Raw genomic sequence first — 19,328 nt, 5'->3', positions numbered from 1 at the left:
GGCCATGACACAGGCTCCCGCCGCACCCAGGGCGACCCGGCGCCGGCACGACCGAGAGATCGTCGCACTGGCTGTCCCCGCCTTCGGCGCACTCATCGCCGAGCCCCTCTTCGTCATGGCCGACAGCGCGATCATCGGCCACCTCGGCACAGCGCAACTCGCCGGACTCGGCATTGCGTCCGTCCTGCTCAGTACAGCGGTCAGCGTCTTCGTCTTCCTCGCGTACGCCACCACGGCCGCCGTCGCCCGACGTGTCGGGGCGGGCGATCTCCAGGCCGCCATCCGCCAGGGAGTGGACGGCATCTGGCTCGCCCTGCTGCTCGGCGCCGCGGTCATCGCCGTCGTCCTGCCCTCGGCACCCGCACTCGTGGACCTCTTCGGCGCCTCGGACACCGCTGCCCCGTACGCGGCCACGTATCTGCGGATCTCTGCACTCGGCATCCCGGCCATGCTCGTCGTCCTGGCCTCCACCGGTGTTCTGCGCGGCCTCCAGGACACCAGAACCCCGCTGTACGTCGCCGTCGCGGGGTTCATCGCCAACGCCGCCCTGAACGCGGGTCTCGTCTACGGCGCGGATCTCGGCATCGCGGGCTCCGCCTGGGGCACCGTCATCGCCCAGTGGGGCATGGCGGCGGCCTATCTCACGGTCGTCGTCCGCGGCGCCCGTCGGCACGGCGCCTCGTTGCGCCCCGACACCGCAGGCATTCGGGCCTCCGCCCAGGCGGGCGCGCCGCTCCTCGTACGCACGCTCTCGCTGCGGGCCATTCTCATGATCGCCACAGCCGTCGCGGCACGCCTCGGGGACGCGGACGTCGCCGCGCACCAGATCATCCTGTCCTTGTGGAGCCTGCTGGCCTTCGCACTCGACGCGATCGCCATCGCCGGGCAGGCCATCATCGGGCGCTATCTCGGCGCGAACGACACCCGGGGCGCCCGCGAAGCCTGCCGCCGCATGGTCGAGTGGGGCATCGCCACCGGAATGGCGCTCGGCCTGCTGGTGTTCGTCGGCCGTCCGCTGTTCCTGCCCCTGTTCACCAGCGATGCCCTGGTCAAGGGCACCGCGTTGCCGGCCCTGCTCATGGTCGCGCTGTCGCAACCGATCTGCGGGATCGTCTTCGTCCTCGACGGCGTGCTCATGGGCGCGGGCGACGGCCCCTACCTGGCCGGGGCGATGCTGATCACGCTCGCCGTCTTCGCGCCGGTGGCCCTGCTTGTGCCGACCTTCGGCGGCGGTCTCACCGCTCTCTGGGGGGCGATGACGCTCATGATGACCGTCCGCATGCTGACTCTGTGGCTGCGAGCTCGTTCAGGCCGCTGGATGGTCACGGGCGCCACCCGCTGAAGGTATGCAGAGCGCCGAACGCACCGTACGGTTCTGCTCCACGTCCCGCTGTTTCACGTGAAACATCGACCGGATTCCTGCTGTTTCACGTGAAACATCGGCTGGCTCACGCAGAAGGGCCGCACCCCAGAGGATGCGGCCCTACGACTGCTTCAGCGAGCGCTACGCTCAGGCTGCGACGACCTCGATGTTGACCTTGGCGGCAACCTCGGGGTGCAGACGCACCGACGTCTCGTGGGCGCCGAGCGTCTTGATCGGCGAGCCCAGCTCGATGCGGCGCTTGTCGACCTCGGGGCCACCGGAAGCCTTGATCGCCGTGGCGATGTCGGCCGGGGTGACGGAGCCGAAGAGACGACCGGCGTCGCCGGAGCGGACGGCCAGACGGACCTTGACGCCTTCGAGGCGGGCCTTGATGTCGTTGGCCTGCTCGATGGTCTGGATCTCGTGGATCTTGCGAGCGCGACGAATCTGCTCGACGTCCTTCTCGCCACCCTTGGTCCAACGGATAGCGAAGTTCCGCGGGATCAGGTAGTTGCGAGCGTAGCCGTCCTTGACGTCGACGACGTCACCTGCGGCACCGAGGCCGGAGACCTCGTGGGTCAGGATGATCTTCATTAGTCGGTCACCCTTCCCTTATCGCGCGGTGGACGTGTAGGGCAGCAGCGCCATCTCACGGCTGTTCTTGACAGCCGTGGCGACGTCACGCTGGTGCTGCGTGCAGTTGCCGGTCACGCGGCGGGCACGGATCTTGCCGCGGTCGGAAATGAACTTCCGCAGCATGTTCGTGTCCTTGTAGTCCACGTACTGGACCTTGTCCTTGCAGAAAGCGCAGACCTTCTTCTTAGGCTTGCGCACAGGCGGCTTCGCCATGGTGTTTCTCCTGTGTGATCAAGAAGTGTGGGTACGGCCCGTCCCTTGGCCCGAAGGCCTAGAAGGGGGGCTCGTCCGAGTAGCCGCCGCCACCGCCGGCACCGCCGCCGGAGTTTCCACCCCAGCCGCCACCGCCGCCGCCCTGGTTGCCACCGGCAGGAGTGCCGGTCGCCCAGGGGTCGTCGGCCGGAGCGCCGCCGCCCTGCGGAGCAGCGCCGGAGTTTCCACCCCAGCCGCCGCCCTGCTGGCCGCCACCGCCACTGCCGCCGCCGTAACCGCCCTGGCCGCCCCGGCCCGCGGCCTTGGTGACCTTGGCCGTGGCGCTGCGCAGGCTGGCGCCGACTTCCTCGACGTCCAGCTCGTAGACCGTGCGCTTGACACCCTCACGGTCCTCGTAGGACCGCTGCTTCAGCCGGCCCTGCACGATGACGCGCATGCCCCGCTGGAGCGACTCCGCGACGTTCTCCGCCGCCTGACGCCAGACCGAGCAGGTCAGGAAGAGGCTCTCGCCGTCCTTCCACTCGTTCGTCTGACGGTCGAAGGTGCGGGGGGTGGACGCGACACGGAACTTCGCGACCGCCGCACCGGAGGGGGTGAAGCGCAGCTCGGGGTCGTCGACAAGATTGCCGACGACCGTGATGACGGTCTCGCCTGCCATGGGGGAACCTCTCGGCGGGTTTGCTGCTGGCTGCTTTTGGTGCTGCTACTCGGATTCCCGAAACCTGCTGAGCGGGAGGCTCAGTGGGTCTCGGGGCGGAGGACCTTGGTCCGGAGGACCGACTCGTTCAGGTTCATCTGGCGGTCGAGCTCCTTGACGATCGCGGGCTCAGCCTGCAGATCGATGACCGAGTAGATGCCCTCGGGCTTCTTCTTGATCTCGTACGAGAGACGACGACGGCCCCAGGTGTCGACCTTCTCGACCTTTCCGTTGCCCTCACGGACGACGGAGAGGAAGTTCTCGATCAGAGGGGCGACAGCGCGCTCCTCCAGCTCGGGGTCGAGGATGACCATCACTTCGTAGTGACGCATGTGGAACCCACCTCCTTTGGACTCAGCGGCCACGGTCGTTCCGTGGCAGGAGGGTTGTTGATGCGTGCGCAACGGTATCGGCGGCCACTGACAGCCGGAGGTTCCCGAAGGAGTTCCCCGTCATGGCATGGGCAGACACCGGTGCAGACGGTACAGCGTACCCGTACCGCGCTTCCGGTTGAAATCAGGGCCCGATGACCGTCAGTCTGTACACATCGGGTGTGTATGGCGCTACAGTGCGCCGCCTTCCGCAGGAGGTGCCACATGGCACAGGCATTGCGACCCAACACCGCCGGATCCCTCTTCGCCACCGACGGCAAGCCCCATCCGCTCCAGGACCGCCTGCTCGCTGTGACCCTGGTGCTCGGAGTGACGGCCTTCGTCACGGCGATGTTCCACAGTCTGCATCTGCTCAGCTCCTGGACCGGCCTGGTGGGGATTCTCACCGGCGCGTACGGACAGTTCGTCTCGGAGACGACCCGCCAACGCTTCGGACTGATCCTGGGCCTCGGCGCCTCGGCGGTCGGCTTCTTCCTCGGCATGGCGCACGGCGGCCTCTTCGGCGGCCTGATCGGCTGACGCGGACCAACTCCTGGTGCCCCGGCCGACGCAGAGCCGGGGCACAGGGGGATACGGCCAGACGAGGCGCTCGCAGGGCGCAGTAGGCTTCGGCGCGAGAGCCGGAGCCCCTGTACCCATGGGGACACCCCAGCCCGAGGAGCGCCCCGAATGAGCCTGACCCTGAGGACGATCAGCCGCGAGCAGCATCTGGCGTACATCCAGAGCCTGCCGTCGGCGAGCCACATGCAGGTTCCGGCCTGGGCAGACGTCAAGGCGGAGTGGCGCTCCGAGAACCTCGGGTGGTTCGACGACCGCACCGGCGACATGGTCGGCGCGGGCCTTGTGCTGTACCGCCAGTTGCCCAAGATCAAGCGGTATCTCGCGTATCTGCCCGAGGGCCCGGTTATCAACTGGTTCGCGCCGAATCTCGACGACTGGATCCAGCCGATGCTGGCCCACCTCAAGCAGCAGGGCGCCTTCTCCGTGAAGATGGGCCCGCCGGTGATCATCCGGCGCTGGGAGGCCACATCCATCAAGTCGGGCATCCAGAGCCCGGACGTGAAGCGGCTGCGCGACATCGAGGCCGACTTCATCGAGCCGCGCGCCTTCGAGGTCGCGGACAAGCTGCGCCGCATGGGCTGGCAGCAGGGCGAGGACGGCGGGGCCGGCTTCGGCGACGTACAGCCTCGCTACGTCTACCAGGTGCCGCTCGCGAACCGTTCGCTGGAAGAGGTCCACCAGAACTTCAACCAGCTCTGGCGCCGCAACATCAAGAAGGCCGAGAAGTCCGGTGTCGAGGTCGTCCAGGGGGGCTACCAGGACCTGGAGGAGTGGCAGCGGCTGTACGAGATCACCGCGGTGCGCGACCACTTCCGGCCCCGCCCGCTGTCGTACTTCCAGCGCATGTGGACGGCCCTCAACACCGAGGACCCCAACCGCATGCGGCTCTACTTCGCCCGCCACAACGGAGTGAACCTTTCGGCCGCGACGATGCTGATCGTCGGCGGGCACGTCTGGTACTCCTACGGTGCCTCGGACAACATCGGGCGTGAGTTCCGTCCCTCGAACGCCATGCAGTGGCGGATGCTGCGCGACGCCTACGCGCTGGGCGCCACCGTCTACGACCTGCGCGGCATCTCCGACTCGCTGGACGAGACGGACCACCTCTTCGGCCTGATCCAGTTCAAGGTCGGCACGGGCGGGCAGGCTGCCGAGTACCTCGGTGAGTGGGACTTCCCGCTCAACAAGCTGCTCCACAAGGCGCTCGACATCTACATGTCGCGGCGCTGACGTCCGGAATCCCGTTCGCACCACCGATTGCACCGCAGCCACGAGAAAGGTCCCAGGTCCCGGCCATGGCGCTCACGCTCTACGTCGACACCGCGCGCTGGCGTGCGCACCACAAGCAGGTGTCCGAGCAGTTCCCGGGGCTCGTCCCGGTCTGCAAGGGCAACGGCTACGGCTTCGGGCACGAGCGGCTGGCCGAGGAGGCCACCCGGCTGGGCTCGGACATCCTGGCTGTCGGAACGACGTACGAGGCGGCACGGACGAAGGACTGGTTCAGCGGTGACCTGCTGGTGCTGACGCCCTTCAGGCGGGGCGAGGAGCCCGTGCCGCTGCCCGATCGCGTCATCCGGTCCGTGTCGTCGGTGGACGGGGTGCACGGCCTCGTCGGTGCCCGTGTCGTCATCGAGGTCATGTCCTCCATGAAGCGTCACGGTGTGACCGAGCAGGAACTGCCGCAGTTGCACGCCGCCATAGAGGATGTACGCCTCGAAGGCTTCGCGATCCATCTGCCGCTCGACCGGACCGACGGCTCGGACGCCGTGGAGGAGGTCATCGGCTGGATGGACCGGCTGCGCGCGGCCCGGCTGCCCCTGCACACGATGTTCGTCAGCCACCTGAAGGCCGAGGACCTCGGGCGGCTTCGGCAGCAGTTCCCGCAGACCCGCTTCCGCGCCCGTATCGGCACCCGGCTGTGGCTGGGCGACCACGAGGCCACGGAGTACCGCGGCGCGGTCCTGGACGTCACCCATGTGGCCAAGGGGGACCGCTTCGGCTACCGGCAGCAGAAGGCGGCCTCCGACGGCTATCTGGTGGTCGTGGCGGGCGGTACGTCGCACGGGGTGGGCCTGGAGGCCCCCAAGGCCCTGCACGGCGTCATGCCGCGCGCCAAGGGCGTGGCCCGCGCCGGCCTCGCCACCGTCAACCGGAACCTCGCCCCGTTCGTCTGGGCCGGCAAGCAGCGCTGGTTCGCCGAGCCGCCGCACATGCAGGTGTCGATCCTCTTCGTGCCGTCGGACTCCCCGGAGCCGAAGGTGGGCGAGGAGTTGGTGGCCCATCTGCGGCACACCACCACGCAGTTCGACCGGATCGTCGACCGCTGACCAGGGTGCCGCAGCTCGCGTGAGGGGCCGTACACGGAGTCCGTGTACGGCCCCTCACGCAGTGCCTCCCAGCGATGTTCGCTCAGAGCGAACGACCGTCGCCCTCCCGCGACTGCCGACTGCCCCACTGCACCTGCGGCCCGTCGAAGTGCTCGGCGCGGCGCGGCGGACGGGCCGCCCGGCCGAGCACGAAGACGTCCTTCGCGCCGTCGAGCACGCCCCCTGACGGATCGTCGTCGCCGGCCAGGCGCACCACGTCCCGCTCCGGCATCAGGATGTCCCTGACGACCACGGCACAGAGGTACAGCGTGCCCAGCAGGTGCACGACGATGACGAGCTGGTAGCCCCCGACGGGCAGGCCCTTGTGGGCGTCACCGCTGGTCGTGTAGGCGAGGTACAGCCAGATACCCAGGAAGTACGCGACCTCGCACGCCTGCCAGATCAGGAAGTCCCGCCACTTCGGGCGGGCCAGTACGGCGAGGGGGACCAGCCACAGCACGTACTGGGGCGAGTAGACCTTGTTGGTGAGGATGAAGGCCGCGACGATCAGGAAGGCGAGCTGTGCGAAGCGCGGACGGCGCGGGGCGGTCAGCGCGAGTGCCGCGATGCCCGCGGCCGAGGCCAGCATCAGCAGCATCGCGAAGGTGTTGACGTCCTCAGTGGTGAACGGATAGTTGAAGCGCTGGTCGATGATCAGCCAGAAGGACCCGAAGTCGACACCGCGTTCCTTGCTGAACGTGTAGAACTTCGACCAGCCGTCGAAGGCGAAGTACATCACCGGAACGTTCACCGCGGCCCAGGCGACAACGGCTCCTGCGAGCGCCTTGCCGAACGGCTTCCACTTGCCCGCGCGCCAGCACAGCAGGAGGACGGGTCCCAGCAGTAGGACGGGATAGAGCTTGGCGGCCGTGGCGAGCCCCAGCAGGACGCCGAAGGCGAGCGACCGGCCCCGGGACCACATCAGCATCGCGGCGGCCGTCAGAGCGACCGCCAGCAGGTCCCAGTTGATGGTGGCGGTGAGCGCGAAGGCAGGCGCCAGCGCGACCAGCAGACCGTCCCACGGACGCCGTGCGTGCGTACGTGACACGCATACGACGATGATCGCCGCGCACACCATCAGCATCCCGGCGTTGACGAACCAGTACCACTGCTCCTGGTGCTGGATCGTCCCGCTGCCGGGTGTGAGCCAGGCGGCCACCTCCATGAACACCCCGGTCAGCACCGGGTATTCGAGGTACTCCATGTCGCCGGGGAGCTTGTCGAAGTACGGCACGAGCCCATCGGCGAATCCGCGGCCCTGATAGAGGTGCGGAATGTCGGAGTAGCAGGCATGCGTGTACTGCGTACTGGCCCCGAAGAACCAGCCGCCGTTGTAGCAGGGCGCCTTCTGGACCAGTCCGAGGGCGAACATCCCGATCGCCACGAGCGCGACCACTCGTACCGGAGTCCACCAGGACGCCCCCAGCAGGGCACGCCGCCCGATGGGGCCACCGATCAGCTCACTGCCGGCCGCGGCGACCTCGTCGTCCCTTGTCGGCCGCACCGGGTCCGGCTCACGCACGCTCGCTTGCGTCGTCTCTGCACTGGGCATGGGCATCATCCTGCCGTACGTACCCGGGAACACGCGGAGGGCCGCCGCACCTGGTCGGTGCGACGGCCCATGTTTCACGTGAAACAACGCGAATCGGATCGGTGTTTCACGTGAAACACCTGCGCCGGGCACTGCCTCGGCCACCCGCTCGGTCAGCCGAAGATGCCTCCGTTGGTGCCTCCGGTGCCGTTCGCGTTGCCGTTGCTTTGCCCGTCACCTTCCGAGGGTGTCGGTCCGGGTGTCACTCCGCCGTCGGTGGAGCCTTGATCCGTGCCGCCTGTACCACCCGTGCCGCCGCCTGTGCCCCCGGTACCACCTGTACCTCCGGTTCCACCCGTACCGCCGCCGGCACCGCCGGTATTGGTACCTCCGGTGTTCTGGCAGGTGACGTCGAACGTGCCGCAGGTCTGGCTCGGTGAGGGCGACGCGGGAGGCTCGACAGCCGACTGGCTCGGCGTCGGGCTCGGCGACGGCGCTTCCTCCGACTCGGTGGCGGAAGGCGTCGCGCTCGGCAGCGGATCCTCGTCGACGACCTCGCCGTAGGGCTCGGGCGTCGGGAAGTTCTTCACCGGGGCGCCCTCAAGCGCCTGCTCCATGTAGTCGTGCCAGATCTCGGCCGGGAACGAGGCGCCGTGGATCTTCTCCTGGCCGCCCGTGCCGTACATCTCCAGGAACTGGCGGTTCTTCTTGGTCTCGTCGTCGTCCATCCGGAACATGCTGATCGCGGTGGACAGTTGCGGGGTGTAGCCGACGAACCAGGCGGACTTGTTGCCGTCGGTGGTACCGGTCTTGCCGGCCACCTCGCGGCCGGTCAGTTGCGCCGCCGTACCTGTTCCGTCGTCGACCACGGTCTTGAGGACGTCGGTGACGTTGTCGGCGACCTGCGCGGTGAACGCCTGCTTGGGGGCGGCGATCTTCTCGTGGTTGAAGACCACACCGTCCTTGTTGCTGACCGTCTCGACCGAGTACGGGGTGTTCTGCTTGCCGCTGGCCGCGAAGGTCGCGTAGGCACCTGCCATGCGGATGGCACTCGGGCTGGAGGTACCGATCGAGAACGACGGGAAGTCGGCGCTGGCCAGGCTGCTGTCGAGGATGCCCGCGTCGGTCGCGGACTCCCTGACCTTGTCCAGGCCGACATCCATACCGAGCTGGACGTAGGCGGAGTTGGAGGAGACCCGCATCGCCTCACGCAGGTCGATCCGGAAGCTGGGCGCGTTGTACGACTCGTCGCCATCGTTGCGCTGCAGCCACTCCTTGTCGTCCTTGTCCTTCCAGACCGTGTTGTCGTAGTTCTCGATCTTGAGCTTGTTCTTGCCGCTGTAGATGCTCCTCGGAGAGACCTGGGTCCGCTCGTCCTGAGCCTGTTCGGGGCCCAGATCGGGATCCCGCACGCCCCACTTCATCGCGGCGGCGAGCACGAACGCCTTGAACGTAGAACCCACCTGGGCGCCCGTGGTGTCGGCGTTGTTGGTGAAGTGCTTGGTCGCGTCGACTCCGCCGTAGCTGGCCTTGATCGCGCCCGTCGCAGGGTCCACGGACGCCCCGCCGAACTGGACGAACTTGTCGGTCTTCGGGCGCTCATCGGGCTTGATGTTCGCCTGCCGGACCTTCGAGACCGCCTGCTCCAGCGCGTCGACCTTCTTCTTGTCGAAGGTCGTGTGGATCGAGTAGCCGCCCTGCTGGAGTTCCTCGGCGGTGATCCCGGTCTTGTCGGTGTTGTTGATCAGGTAGCCCTTGGCGAGGTCGACGAGATAGCCGATCTGGCCGCTCAGCGCGGTGTTGGAACGCGGGCTCTGCAACTGCGGGAAGGTCCTGTACTTGGCGCGCTCGGCCGCGGTCATGCGCCCGTCCTTGACCTCCTCGTCAAGGATCCACCTCCACCGCTCCGTGGCCCGCCTGGTGTTCTTTTCCGGGGTGGCGTTCGCAGGGTCGACCGACGGTGCGCCGGCCGGGTCGTAGTACGTGGCGCCCTTCAGCACCGCCGCCAGGAAGGCGCACTGGCTGGCGTCCAGATCCTTGGCGTCCTTGTCGAAGTACGCGCGGGCAGCCGCCTGCAGGCCGTAGGAGTCACGGCCGTAGTAGGCGGTGTTCAGGTAGCCGGCCATGATCTCCTTCTTGTCGACACTGGTGCCGACCTTGATGGAGATGAACAGCTCCTTGAACTTCCGCGTGAGCGTCTGCGACTGGTCGCCCAGGCGGGCGTTCTTCACGTACTGCTGGGTGATCGTCGAACCACCCTGCGTCTGACCGCCCTTGGCCATGTTGAACAGGGCCCGGGCGATACCCATCGGGTCGACGCCGCTGTCGGTCTCGAACGTCTTGTTCTCGGCCGACATCACGGCGTACCGCATCGCCGGGGGAATCTGTTCGTAGCCGATGATCTGACGGTTCGTCTCACCACCCGTTGCCACCATCTGGCTGCCGTCGGCCCAGTAGTAGACGTTGTTCTGGGCATTCGCGGCCTTCGCGACATCCGGTACGCCCACCAGGGCGTAGCCGACGCCGGCCACCGCGACCAGGCTCCCGACGAAGCCGATGAACAGTCCCGTCACCTGCCGCCACGACGGCATCCAGCGCGCCGCTCCGTACTTGCCCGCGCGCGGGTAGTCGATGAAGCGCTTCTTGGGCGGCGGGCCGGCCATCCGGCCTCTGCCGCGCCCGTTCGGGCCGTTGGGATCGCTGCGGCGTCCGCCGCCCTCGGCCCCTCTGCGTCGTCCGCCCGTACTTCTCTGGGCGGCGCGCCTGGAATCGGCGCGGCCTCCGGACTGGCGCTCCTCGTCTTCCGCTCCGTAGGGACCCAATCCGTAGGAACCCGATCCATAGGAGTCGGAAGGAGACTCGGTTGCGCCCCGCGGTGCCGCGCGGCGGCCGGAGGACGAGCCGGACTGGCCGCGTCGGGCCGCGGCACGTCCGCCTCCCTGCGGCTGCGGCGGTTTGCGACGGTGCTCGCTCATCGAACGATTACTCCTTGGGCAGGCGCATCCGTGCGCCTGGAAACGGCGGCTGGTTTCCGGTCCCCCCAAAGTACGGATGCGGCAGTGTTCGCATTCACCCGTACCGCACTGAGCACGACGACGTCCCCAAACGTCACTCGATTCCCGGTGGACTGCATGGCCCACAGACTACGCACCGTCAAAACCCGTCTAGCCCCGAAGTTCACCCCAAATCAGGCAACTTGCTTCCTGCGAATCGGTGATGTGATCCCGTTCACGACCGCTCCCCTTGTCGCATCAGCGGGGCCGATCTATCGTCTTGATGTATCGAGTCGATACATCAGCTCGGCATAAGCAGTGCCGGAGACCGTCACGGTGGAACCGTGGGAGACAGGAGGCGACGATGAGCCGGCGTGCCGGGATCCTCGAATTCGCCGTCCTCGGCCTGCTCCGCGAGTCCCCGATGCACGGCTATGAGCTGCGCAAACGACTCAATACGTCACTGGGTGTGTTCCGCGCCTTCAGCTACGGCACGCTGTACCCCTGCCTCAAGACGCTGGTCGCGAGCGGCTGGTTGATCGAGGAGTCCGGGGGTGCGCCCGAGGACGCGCAAGCGGCTCCGCTCACGGGGCGCCGGGCGAGGATCGTCTACAGGTTGACGGCGGAAGGCAAGGAGCACTTCGAGGAACTGCTTTCGCAGACGGGCCCGGACGCGTACGAGGACGAGCACTTCGCCGCTCGTTTCGCCTTCTTCGGGCAGACGTCCCGCGATGTACGCATGCGCGTGCTTGAGGGCCGCCGCAGCCGGCTGGAGGAGCGTCTGGAGAAGATGCGCGTCTCTCTGGCACGTACACGGGAGCGCCTCGACGACTACACCCTTGAGCTCCAGCGCCACGGAATGGAGTCCGTGGAGCGCGAAGTGCGCTGGCTGAACGAGCTCATCGAGAGCGAGCGGGCCGGGCGGGACCTCAAAGGTGCCGCTCCCGGGCAACCCGACTCGCACGACACCACATCTGGAGCGCCGGGCGGCCTGCCCCGGTCCCGGGAGGACGACTCCCGGACCGGTCCGTCCGACGACACCGCCACGTGAGGGCCCTTCAGGTCCTCACTCGTACACACAGGGAGCAACCGAATGGGTTCGGTTCGCGTAGCCGTGGTCGGCGTGGGCAACTGCGCCGCGTCGCTGGTACAGGGAGTCGAGTACTACAAGGACGCCGATCCGGCGTCCAGGGTCCCGGGCCTCATGCATGTGCAGTTCGGCGAGTACCACGTCAAGGACATCGAGTTCGTCGCCGCGTTTGACGTGGACGCCAAGAAGGTCGGCCTCGACCTGGCGGACGCGATCGGCGCCTCCGAGAACAACACGATCAAGATCTGCGACGTGCCGAACACCGGTGTGAAGGTCCGGCGTGGCCACACCCTCGACGGTCTCGGCAAGTACTACCGCGAGACCATCGAGGAGTCCGAGGCCGAACCGGTCGACGTCGTCAAGATCCTCAAGAAGAAGCAGGTCGACGTCCTCGTCTGCTATCTCCCCGTGGGCTCCGAGGCCGCGGCGAAGTTCTACGCCCAGTGCGCCATCGACGCCAAGGTCGCCTTCGTCAACGCCCTCCCGGTCTTCATCGCCGGCACCAAGGAGTGGGCGGACAAGTTCACCGAGGCGGGTGTCCCGATCGTCGGCGACGACATCAAGTCGCAGGTCGGCGCCACGATCACGCACCGCGTGATGGCGAAGCTGTTCGAGGACCGGGGTGTGGTCCTGGACCGCACGATGCAGCTGAACGTCGGCGGCAACATGGACTTCAAGAACATGCTCGAGCGCGAGCGCCTGGAGTCCAAGAAGATCTCCAAGACGCAGGCCGTCACCTCCCAGATCCGCGACCGCGAGCTGGGCGCCGACAACGTCCACATCGGTCCCTCGGACTACGTGGCCTGGCTCGACGACCGCAAGTGGGCGTACGTCCGCCTGGAGGGCCGCGCGTTCGGCGACGTCCCGCTGAACCTGGAGTACAAGCTGGAGGTCTGGGACTCCCCGAACTCCGCGGGCGTCATCATCGACGCCGTGCGCGCCGCGAAGATCGCCAAGGACCGCGGCATCGGCGGCCCGATCCTCTCCGCGTCGAGCTACTTCATGAAGTCCCCGCCGGTCCAGTACTTCGACGACGAGGCACGGGAGAACGTCGAGAAGTTCATCAAGGGCGAAGTCGAGCGCTGAGAGGAGTCCAGCGCCGATCAAGCCCCAACAGGCTTGTCGCTCCTGCCCGTCGAGGGTCCCCGGGTTCATCCGCCCGGGGACCTTCCTCGTATGTGAGGCTGTGCCCCATGGCTGTCGTCCGTGACCTGCGGGTACTCCTGCTGCTGAGGAACTTCCGGCGCCTGCTCGCCGTACGGCTGCTGTCCCAGGGTGCCGACGGCGTCTATCAGGTCGCACTCGCCGCGTACGTCGTCTTCTCGCCGGAGAAACAGACCTCACCGGCCGCGATCGCCTCCGCGATGGCGGTCCTGCTCCTGCCGTACTCCCTGGTCGGCCCCTTCGCGGGCGTGCTCCTGGACCGCTGGCGACGCCGTCAGGTCTTCCTGTACGGCAACCTGCTGCGCGCCCTGCTGGCGTGCGTGACGGCCGTCCTGATGCTGAGTCACGTCCCCGACTGGCTGTTCTACGTTTCCGCCCTCTGCGTCACCGCCGTCAACCGCTTCGTCCTGGCCGGACTCTCGGCGTCCCTGCCGCGCGTGGTCGACGACGAGCGTCTGGTGATCGCCAACTCGCTCTCTCCGACGGCCGGCACGCTCGCCGCCACGGCGGGCGGCGGTCTCGCCTTCGTGGTACGAATCGTCGCCTCCGACTCCGACGCGGCCGTTGTCCTCCTGGGTGCGGCCCTGTACCTCTGCGCGTCCCTCGCCTCCCTCCGCCTCGACCGGGAACTGCTCGGCCCCGACCCCGAATTGGTGCAGCCCCGGCTGAGAGCGGCGCTCACCGGCACCGCGCGCGGCCTGGCGGCGGGCGTACGGCATCTCGCCGAGCCGGAGCGCCGGGAGGCAGCCCGTTCGCTGGTCGCGATGACGCTGATGCGGTTCTGCTACGGCGCCCTGACGGTCATGGTCCTGATGCTCTGCCGATACGCGTGGTCGGGCGGCTCCGACAACGGGCTGGCGGTGCTGGGCCTCGCCGTGGGCGTCTCCGCGGCGGGTTTCTTCGCCGCGGCCGTGATCACACCGGCGGCGGCCGGACGGCTCGGTCCCGGCGGCTGGATCATGGTGTGCGCCGGAGCGGCGGCGGTCCTGGTCCCCGGGCTCGGCCTCGCGTTCGCCGAAGCACCCATGCTGATCGCCGCGTTCGTCCTGGGTCTGGTCACCCAGGGCTCGAAGATCGCCACTGACACGATCGTCCAGTCCTCGGTCGACGACGGCTTCCGCGGCCGGATCTTCTCCCTCTACGACGTCCTGTTCAACGTCGCCTTCGTCGGCGCGGCGGGGGTGGCGGCCCTGATGCTGCCCTCCGACGGCCGCTCGGTGCACCTCTTGGCCACAATCGCCGTTATTTACGGGGCAATTGCAGTGGCTATGGCCCGCTTTGGACGTCGGTAAGTGTCACATGAAGGCCACAGAGGCCCTCTGAAGTGCGGAGTTGTCAGTGGGTCCCGGTAATTTACGTGCGTCTTACTTCATGCCAAGCGCACCCATACCCGAGGGGGACCCTCAAAGTGACCACTCCGCCGCCACCTCAGAGCGAGAACCCGTACGCGCAGCCGCAGACCACGCCCGTGGCGCAGCAGCCGTACGCCCCGTTCCCGAACCAGGGCGCGCCGATCGCGCCTCCGCCGGCCCCGGCTGGGCGCGGCAGCAGGAAGGCACTGCGGTTCCTCGGCGCCATAGTCGTCGGAATACTCGTGCTCGGCGTCAAGTTCGGCATCGGCTGGTGGGCCGACCGCACCGACGCCGAGACGACGTCCGTGGGTGCCTGCATGCACAACGACGGTTCGAACGAGAAGCCCGACCTCAGCGAAGTGGACTGCACGTCCAGCGACGCCCAGTTCAAGATCGTCGAGAAGTTCGACGACACCAGCGACGGCAACAAGTGCAGGGCCGTCAAGGACGCTCCGATCGCCTACTACCAGCAGGGCGGCGGCCACAACGTCGTGCTCTGCCTCAAGGAAGTCTGAGCGAGCGGACGCGACACACGCGCCGAGGGCCGGTGTTTCACGTGAAACATCGGCCCTCGGCACATCCCGGTGCGATGTTTCACGTGAAACATCGCACCGTTTCACGACTCAGCCCTGCTCGGCCCACCACTCCTTGAGCGCCGCCACCGCCGCCTCCCGCTCCATCGGCCCGTTCTCCAGACGCAGTTCCAGCAGGAACTTGTACGCCTGCCCGATCGCGGGACCGGGCCCGACACCCAGGATCTCCATGATCTGGTTGCCGTCGAGGTCGGGACGGATCGAGTCCAGCTCCTCCTGCTCCTGGAGTTGGGCGATGCGCTCCTCCAGACCGTCGTACGCACGCGAGAGGGCCGTGGCCCTGCGCTTGTTCCGCGTGGTGCAGTCCGAGCGGGTCAGTTTGTGCAGGCGGTCGAGGAGAGGGCCCCCGTCCCGGACATAGCGGCGGACCGCCGAGTCCGTCCACTCCCCGGTGCCGTAGCCGTGGAAGCGCAGGTGGAGTTCGACCAGACGTGAGACGTCCTTCACCAGCTCGTTGGAGTACTTGAGCGCCGTCATCCGCTTCTTGGTCATCTTCGCCCCGACCACCTCGTGGTGGTGGAACGAGACCCGCCCGTCCTCTTCGAAACGGCGCGTGCGCGGCTTGCCGATGTCGTGCAGCAGGGCGGCAAGCCGGAGGACGAGGTCGGGACCGTCCTGCTCCAGCTCGATCGCCTGCTCCAGGACGATCAGCGTGTGCTCGTAGACGTCCTTGTGCCGGTGATGCTCGTCACGCTCCAGGCGCAGGGCCGGCAGCTCGGGCAGTACATGATCGGCGAGGCCGGTCTCCACCAGTAGCGTCAGGCCCTTGCGCGGGTGCGGCGACAGGATCAGCTTGTTCAGCTCGTCCCGTACGCGCTCCGCCGAGACGATCTCGATCCGGCCGGCCATGTCCGTCATGGCGGTGACGACCTCGGGAGCCACCTCGAAGTCGAGCTGGGCGGCGAACCGCGCGGCCCGCATCATCCGCAGCGGGTCGTCCGAGAAGGACTCCTCAGGCGTACCCGGCGTACGCAACACCCGCCTTGCCAGATCCTCACGTCCGCCGTGCGGGTCGATGAACACCTTCTCCGGCAGCGCCACGGCCATCGCGTTCACCGTGAAGTCACGCCGGACGAGGTCCTCCTCGATGGAGTCGCCGTACGACACCTCGGGCTTGCGCGAGGTCCGGTCGTACGCCTCCGACCGATACGTCGTCACCTCGATCTGGAAGCTTCGATCAGCGTCTCCGACGCGGGCATCCTTCTGCGCCCCGACCGTCCCGAAGGCGATCCCGACCTCCCACACGGCGTCCGCCCAGGGCCGGACGATCTTCAGTACGTCCTCGGGGCGGGCGTCGGTCGTGAAGTCCAGGTCGTTGCCGAGCCGGTCCAGCAGCGCGTCCCGGACGGAGCCGCCGACCAGGGCGAGCGAGAACCCGGCCTCCTGGAATCGGCGGGCAAGGTCGTCGGCGACCGGGGCCACCCGCAGCAGCTCACTCACCGCGTGGTGCTGCACCTGGCTCAGGGCACTGGCATTGTCTTCGTTGGCGTTCGGCACAACAGAAAAGGGTACGTGGCCCGGGCGACGGACCGCGCCTCCATAAAACGTCCACGAACCCGACCGGGACTCCTCCCTCAATACACGCACATAGAGGACAGCCCACCGGCGTTCCACGATCTTGTGGACCAGTCCGCGGCACTTCCCCTCAGCGCGCATCGTTACCATGCGTGGACGCACATTCCGACGACCACTGACGACGAGGGACGGGCGAACGCGTGGCCGAGGCGGCAGACTTCCCGGGGCTGACTCCCTCTCCCGCGCGCCGGTGGTTCCGGCGAGCCGGAGTGCTGCTCACAGGGGCGCCCCTGCTGGCCGGTCTGCTCCAGCTTCCCGCCGGACAGCCCGCGTACGCCGCCGGGTCGGACCCCGTGGTCATCTCCCTCGATTCGCTCACCCCCAGCGCCCCCACGGACGGGGACACGTTGACCGTGTCCGGCACCGTGACCAACAAGGGCAAGCGTGCGGTCACCGACGCCCATGTGGACCTGCGGGTGGGACAGCTCCTGACCACCCGCTCGGGGATCGACGACATCGCCGCGCGCACCGACTACGTACCGGGAGCCGACGGGACGGAGGTGGGCGGCAAGTACGTCGAGAAGTTCTCGAAGCTCGCTCCGGGCATCGCCCAGCCGTTCACCATCTCCGTGCCGGTCGACAAGCTGGACCTCGGACAGGACGGCGTCTACCCGCTCGGCGTCTCGCTGTCCGGCGAGACCTCCGCCGCATCCTACGAGCAGGTGCTCGGAATCCAGCGGACGTTCCTGCCGTGGCAGCCCGAGGAGCCGGACGCCCGGACGCGGACGACATATCTGTGGCCGCTGATCTCCACGGTCCACATGACGGCGGAGACCGGTCCTGGCGACCAGCAGACACCTGTCTTCCTCAACGACGACCTCGCGACGGAGATCTCCCCGGGCGGACGCCTTGAGCAGATGCTCTCCCTCGGCAGGGAACTCGACGTCACCTGGGTGATCGACCCCGACCTGCTGGCCTCCGTCGACGCGATGGTCGGCAGCTACGGCGTCCAGAACGCCGACGGCACCACCACGCCCGGTACCGGTCAGGCGGTGGCCAAGCAGTGGCTCGCCGAACTCCAGGACGCCGTCGAGGGCAGGGAGGTCGTCGCCCTCCCCTTCGGCGACCCCGACCTCGCCTCCGTCGCGCACAACGGCAAGAACGTCACCGGCACCCTGAGCCATCTCAAGAGCGCCACGGACGTTGCCACCGACACCGTCAAGACGATCCTCCATGTCACGCCGAGCGCCGACTTCGCGTGGCCGGTGAACGGTGCCGTCGACCCGTCGATCGTCAAGATCGCCACCTCGGCGGGCGCCGACAAGGTCATCGCGCGAAGCGACAGCCTGAAGGAGACCGGCAACCTGCCGTACACGCCCTCCGCGGCCCGCCCCATCGGCGGCGGCATCACTGCGGTCGTCGCGGACGCACGGCTGTCCACGGCCTTCCAGGGCGACATGACGAACGCCGGCAGCTCCACGCTCGCGGTGCAGAAGTTCCTCGCCACGAGCCTGACGACCACCCTCCAGACGAACAAGCAGCGCACTGTCGTCGTCGCCCCGCAGCGCATGCCGTCCGCGAGCCAGGCCCAGACGATGGAGAAGGCGATCGTCGCCCTCCAGGAGTCGAACTGGTCCGAGTCCCAGGAACTCGCCACGACCGCCGACACCAAGCCCGACCCGGGCGCCACCACCAAGGTGCCCCCGGCGTCCTCGTACCCCGCCTCACTGCGCAAGCAGCAACTGCCCCGGTCGGCCTTCGCCCAGATCGCGACCACACAGGACAAGCTCGACAACTTCAAGATCATCCTGACCGACGAGACCCGCGTGGAGACCCCTTTCGGGCGGGCCGTCAACCGTGAGATGGCCACGTCCTGGCGCGGCCGGTCCAGTGAGGCGGACGGTTTCCGCAAGAGCGTGGAGTCACACCTCGACGAGCTGACCGACCAGGTCAAGCTGATCAAGAAGTCCGAGACGAAGCTCTCCGGCGGCAGCGCCACCATCCCGGTCACCGTCCAGAACAACCTCGTCCAGCCCGTCGACAACCTCGTGCTGCGGGTCACCTCGACGAACCCGACCCGGCTCAAGATCGGTGACGACGACTACCAGGAACGGCACATCGCGGTCTCCGGCGGGCACAGCCAGTCGGTGAAGTTCAGCACGTCGTCGAACGCCAACGGCCCGATCACGGTGATCGCCCAGCTGTACACGAAGGACGGCAAGAAGTACGGACCGGCCGTCTCCTTCAACGTGCGGGTCACCGAGTTCACGGCCATGGCGATGCTGGTCATCGGCGGCGGGTTCCTGCTGCTCGTACTCGCCGGCCTGCGCATGTACACGCAGCGCAAGCGCGCCGCGGCCCGGCGCGCCGAGGAGCCCGCCACCGAGCGGGAGCACCATGACGGTGACGAGGCCACGGACGAGAACGCCGGCCCGGACGAGAACCACGACGGTGACGAGAGCCTTCCGACGGGGGAGTCGGACGCGGCGGTGCGGGCAGACGCCCCGGAGCAGCCGAGTGACCCGGCTCCGAACACCGCACCCGAAAGCGCCGACCCGTCCGGGACGGGTGAGAGAGTTGACCGTTGAGCGATGTCGTGGCCGGTGGGCCCGGTGAACGATGAGGTGGGGTATCCATGAACGCGCCGTACGACGGTGACCGCGGTCAGGGCGCGGGCAATTCGGGGCTTCCCGAAGGCCCGCCGCCCGAGGACGGCCAGGTACCGGCGCAGTCCCCCGCGGACATGTACCTCCAGGACGCGTACGCACAGGACCCTTACCGGGCACAGGACCTCTCCGCCCAGGACCCGGTGGCCGAAGCGCTCTACGACCGCGCCGCGCACCCCCCGCCGCCCCCCGGCAC

Annotated in this window: 16 protein-coding genes and 1 pseudogene; 10 read left to right on the top strand and 7 right to left on the bottom strand. The window is 67.9% G+C overall.

Annotated elements, in window-relative coordinates; genetic code table 11:
* Positions 1–4 precede the first annotated feature (4 nt).
* Positions 5–1,342 (top strand): MATE family efflux transporter, encoded by a 1,338-nt coding sequence (locus AOK08_RS03805; RefSeq protein WP_055523643.1) that lies wholly within the window; start codon positions 5–7, stop codon positions 1,340–1,342.
* A 168-nt stretch (positions 1,343–1,510) separates the two neighbouring features.
* On the opposite strand, the gene rplI is transcribed toward AOK08_RS03805, so the two are convergent.
* The 4 genes from rplI to rpsF all read right to left on the bottom strand — a co-directional run bounded on the left by rplI (position 1,511) and on the right by rpsF (position 3,241).
* Positions 1,511–1,957, bottom strand: a complete 447-nt coding sequence (gene rplI / locus AOK08_RS03800) for a 50S ribosomal protein L9 (protein WP_006381650.1) — start codon at positions 1,955–1,957, stop codon at positions 1,511–1,513.
* Between the two features lie 18 nt (positions 1,958–1,975).
* On the bottom strand, positions 1,976–2,212 hold the full coding sequence (gene rpsR / locus AOK08_RS03795; protein ID WP_006381652.1) for a 30S ribosomal protein S18: 237 nt from the start codon (positions 2,210–2,212) through the stop codon (positions 1,976–1,978).
* A 58-nt stretch (positions 2,213–2,270) separates the two neighbouring features.
* Positions 2,271–2,870: a single-stranded DNA-binding protein gene (locus tag AOK08_RS03790; RefSeq protein ID WP_055523629.1), complete on the bottom strand. Its 600-nt coding sequence runs from the start codon at positions 2,868–2,870 to the stop codon at positions 2,271–2,273.
* Positions 2,871–2,950: 80 nt separating this feature from the next.
* Entirely contained in the window at positions 2,951–3,241 is a 291-nt protein-coding gene (gene rpsF / locus AOK08_RS03785) for a 30S ribosomal protein S6 (protein ID WP_006381649.1), read from the bottom strand.
* Positions 3,242–3,505: 264 nt separating this feature from the next.
* On the opposite strand from rpsF, the gene AOK08_RS03780 reads away from it, so the two are divergent.
* The 3 genes from AOK08_RS03780 to AOK08_RS03770 all read left to right on the top strand — a co-directional run bounded on the left by AOK08_RS03780 (position 3,506) and on the right by AOK08_RS03770 (position 6,189).
* On the top strand, positions 3,506–3,820 hold the full coding sequence (locus AOK08_RS03780; protein WP_055523627.1) for a hypothetical protein: 315 nt from the start codon (positions 3,506–3,508) through the stop codon (positions 3,818–3,820).
* 150 nt (positions 3,821–3,970) lie between these two features.
* A complete protein-coding gene (femX, locus tag AOK08_RS03775; protein ID WP_055523625.1) occupies positions 3,971–5,092 on the top strand; it encodes a peptidoglycan bridge formation glycyltransferase FemX in 1,122 nt (373 codons plus the stop codon).
* A 65-nt stretch (positions 5,093–5,157) separates the two neighbouring features.
* On the top strand, positions 5,158–6,189 hold the full coding sequence (locus AOK08_RS03770) for an alanine racemase (protein ID WP_055523623.1): 1,032 nt from the start codon (positions 5,158–5,160) through the stop codon (positions 6,187–6,189).
* 82 nt (positions 6,190–6,271) lie between these two features.
* On the opposite strand, the gene AOK08_RS03765 is transcribed toward AOK08_RS03770, so the two are convergent.
* Positions 6,272–7,780 carry a glycosyltransferase family 87 protein gene (locus AOK08_RS03765; protein ID WP_055523622.1) on the bottom strand — a complete coding sequence of 503 codons (1,509 nt, stop codon included), beginning with the start codon at positions 7,778–7,780 and terminating at the stop codon, positions 6,272–6,274.
* A 152-nt stretch (positions 7,781–7,932) separates the two neighbouring features.
* A complete protein-coding gene (locus AOK08_RS03760) occupies positions 7,933–10,734 on the bottom strand; it encodes a transglycosylase domain-containing protein (RefSeq protein WP_079053800.1) in 2,802 nt (933 codons plus the stop codon).
* Positions 10,735–11,116: 382 nt separating this feature from the next.
* Here AOK08_RS03760 and AOK08_RS03755 point away from each other — a divergent pair, with 382 nt between their 5' ends.
* The 4 genes from AOK08_RS03755 to AOK08_RS03740 all read left to right on the top strand — a co-directional run bounded on the left by AOK08_RS03755 (position 11,117) and on the right by AOK08_RS03740 (position 14,873).
* The gene (locus AOK08_RS03755; protein WP_055523620.1) at positions 11,117–11,803 is read left to right on the top strand and encodes a PadR family transcriptional regulator; all 687 of its coding nucleotides are present in this window, start codon (positions 11,117–11,119) and stop codon (positions 11,801–11,803) included.
* A gap of 42 nt (positions 11,804–11,845) precedes the next feature.
* The gene (locus AOK08_RS03750) at positions 11,846–12,928 is read left to right on the top strand and encodes an inositol-3-phosphate synthase (protein ID WP_055523618.1); all 1,083 of its coding nucleotides are present in this window, start codon (positions 11,846–11,848) and stop codon (positions 12,926–12,928) included.
* Positions 12,929–13,035: 107 nt separating this feature from the next.
* Complete coding sequence (locus AOK08_RS03745) at positions 13,036–14,298, top strand: MFS transporter (protein WP_055523617.1); 1,263 nt, start codon at positions 13,036–13,038, stop codon at positions 14,296–14,298.
* 116 nt (positions 14,299–14,414) lie between these two features.
* Positions 14,415–14,873: an LppU/SCO3897 family protein gene (locus AOK08_RS03740; protein WP_055523615.1), complete on the top strand. Its 459-nt coding sequence runs from the start codon at positions 14,415–14,417 to the stop codon at positions 14,871–14,873.
* Positions 14,874–14,981: 108 nt separating this feature from the next.
* Here AOK08_RS03740 and AOK08_RS03735 read toward each other — a convergent pair whose 3' ends face one another.
* Entirely contained in the window at positions 14,982–16,448 is a 1,467-nt protein-coding gene (locus tag AOK08_RS03735) for a CCA tRNA nucleotidyltransferase (RefSeq protein WP_055523613.1), read from the bottom strand.
* 218 nt (positions 16,449–16,666) lie between these two features.
* Here AOK08_RS03735 and AOK08_RS03730 point away from each other — a divergent pair, with 218 nt between their 5' ends.
* Positions 16,667–19,054 (top strand): DUF6049 family protein, encoded by a 2,388-nt coding sequence (locus AOK08_RS03730; RefSeq protein ID WP_055523610.1) that lies wholly within the window; start codon positions 16,667–16,669, stop codon positions 19,052–19,054.
* Between the two features lie 47 nt (positions 19,055–19,101).
* Positions 19,102–19,328, top strand: a pseudogene (locus AOK08_RS03725) (murein biosynthesis integral membrane protein MurJ); the annotation flags it as partial.

Source organism: Streptomyces graminilatus, from assembly GCF_001418565.1.
GTDB lineage: Bacteria > Actinomycetota > Actinomycetes > Streptomycetales > Streptomycetaceae > Streptomyces > Streptomyces graminilatus.
Note: the sequence above shows the minus strand (reverse complement) of the source record. Positions and strands in the feature narration are given on the sequence as shown.

Bases quoted from the DNA above. Each gene is read 5' to 3' on its own strand.
- AOK08_RS03805 (WP_055523643.1), top strand. From the start codon at position 5: ATGACACAGGCTCCCGCCGCACCCAGGGCGACCCGGCGCCGGCACGAC.
- rplI (WP_006381650.1), bottom strand. From the start codon at position 1,957: ATGAAGATCATCCTGACCCACGAGGTCTCCGGCCTCGGTGCCGCAGGT.
- rpsR (WP_006381652.1), bottom strand. From the start codon at position 2,212: ATGGCGAAGCCGCCTGTGCGCAAGCCTAAGAAGAAGGTCTGCGCTTTC.
- AOK08_RS03790 (WP_055523629.1), bottom strand. From the start codon at position 2,870: ATGGCAGGCGAGACCGTCATCACGGTCGTCGGCAATCTTGTCGACGAC.
- rpsF (WP_006381649.1), bottom strand. From the start codon at position 3,241: ATGCGTCACTACGAAGTGATGGTCATCCTCGACCCCGAGCTGGAGGAG.
- AOK08_RS03780 (WP_055523627.1), top strand. From the start codon at position 3,506: ATGGCACAGGCATTGCGACCCAACACCGCCGGATCCCTCTTCGCCACC.
- femX (WP_055523625.1), top strand. From the start codon at position 3,971: ATGAGCCTGACCCTGAGGACGATCAGCCGCGAGCAGCATCTGGCGTAC.
- AOK08_RS03770 (WP_055523623.1), top strand. From the start codon at position 5,158: ATGGCGCTCACGCTCTACGTCGACACCGCGCGCTGGCGTGCGCACCAC.
- AOK08_RS03765 (WP_055523622.1), bottom strand. From the start codon at position 7,780: ATGCCCAGTGCAGAGACGACGCAAGCGAGCGTGCGTGAGCCGGACCCG.
- AOK08_RS03760 (WP_079053800.1), bottom strand. From the start codon at position 10,734: ATGAGCGAGCACCGTCGCAAACCGCCGCAGCCGCAGGGAGGCGGACGT.
- AOK08_RS03755 (WP_055523620.1), top strand. From the start codon at position 11,117: ATGAGCCGGCGTGCCGGGATCCTCGAATTCGCCGTCCTCGGCCTGCTC.
- AOK08_RS03750 (WP_055523618.1), top strand. From the start codon at position 11,846: ATGGGTTCGGTTCGCGTAGCCGTGGTCGGCGTGGGCAACTGCGCCGCG.
- AOK08_RS03745 (WP_055523617.1), top strand. From the start codon at position 13,036: ATGGCTGTCGTCCGTGACCTGCGGGTACTCCTGCTGCTGAGGAACTTC.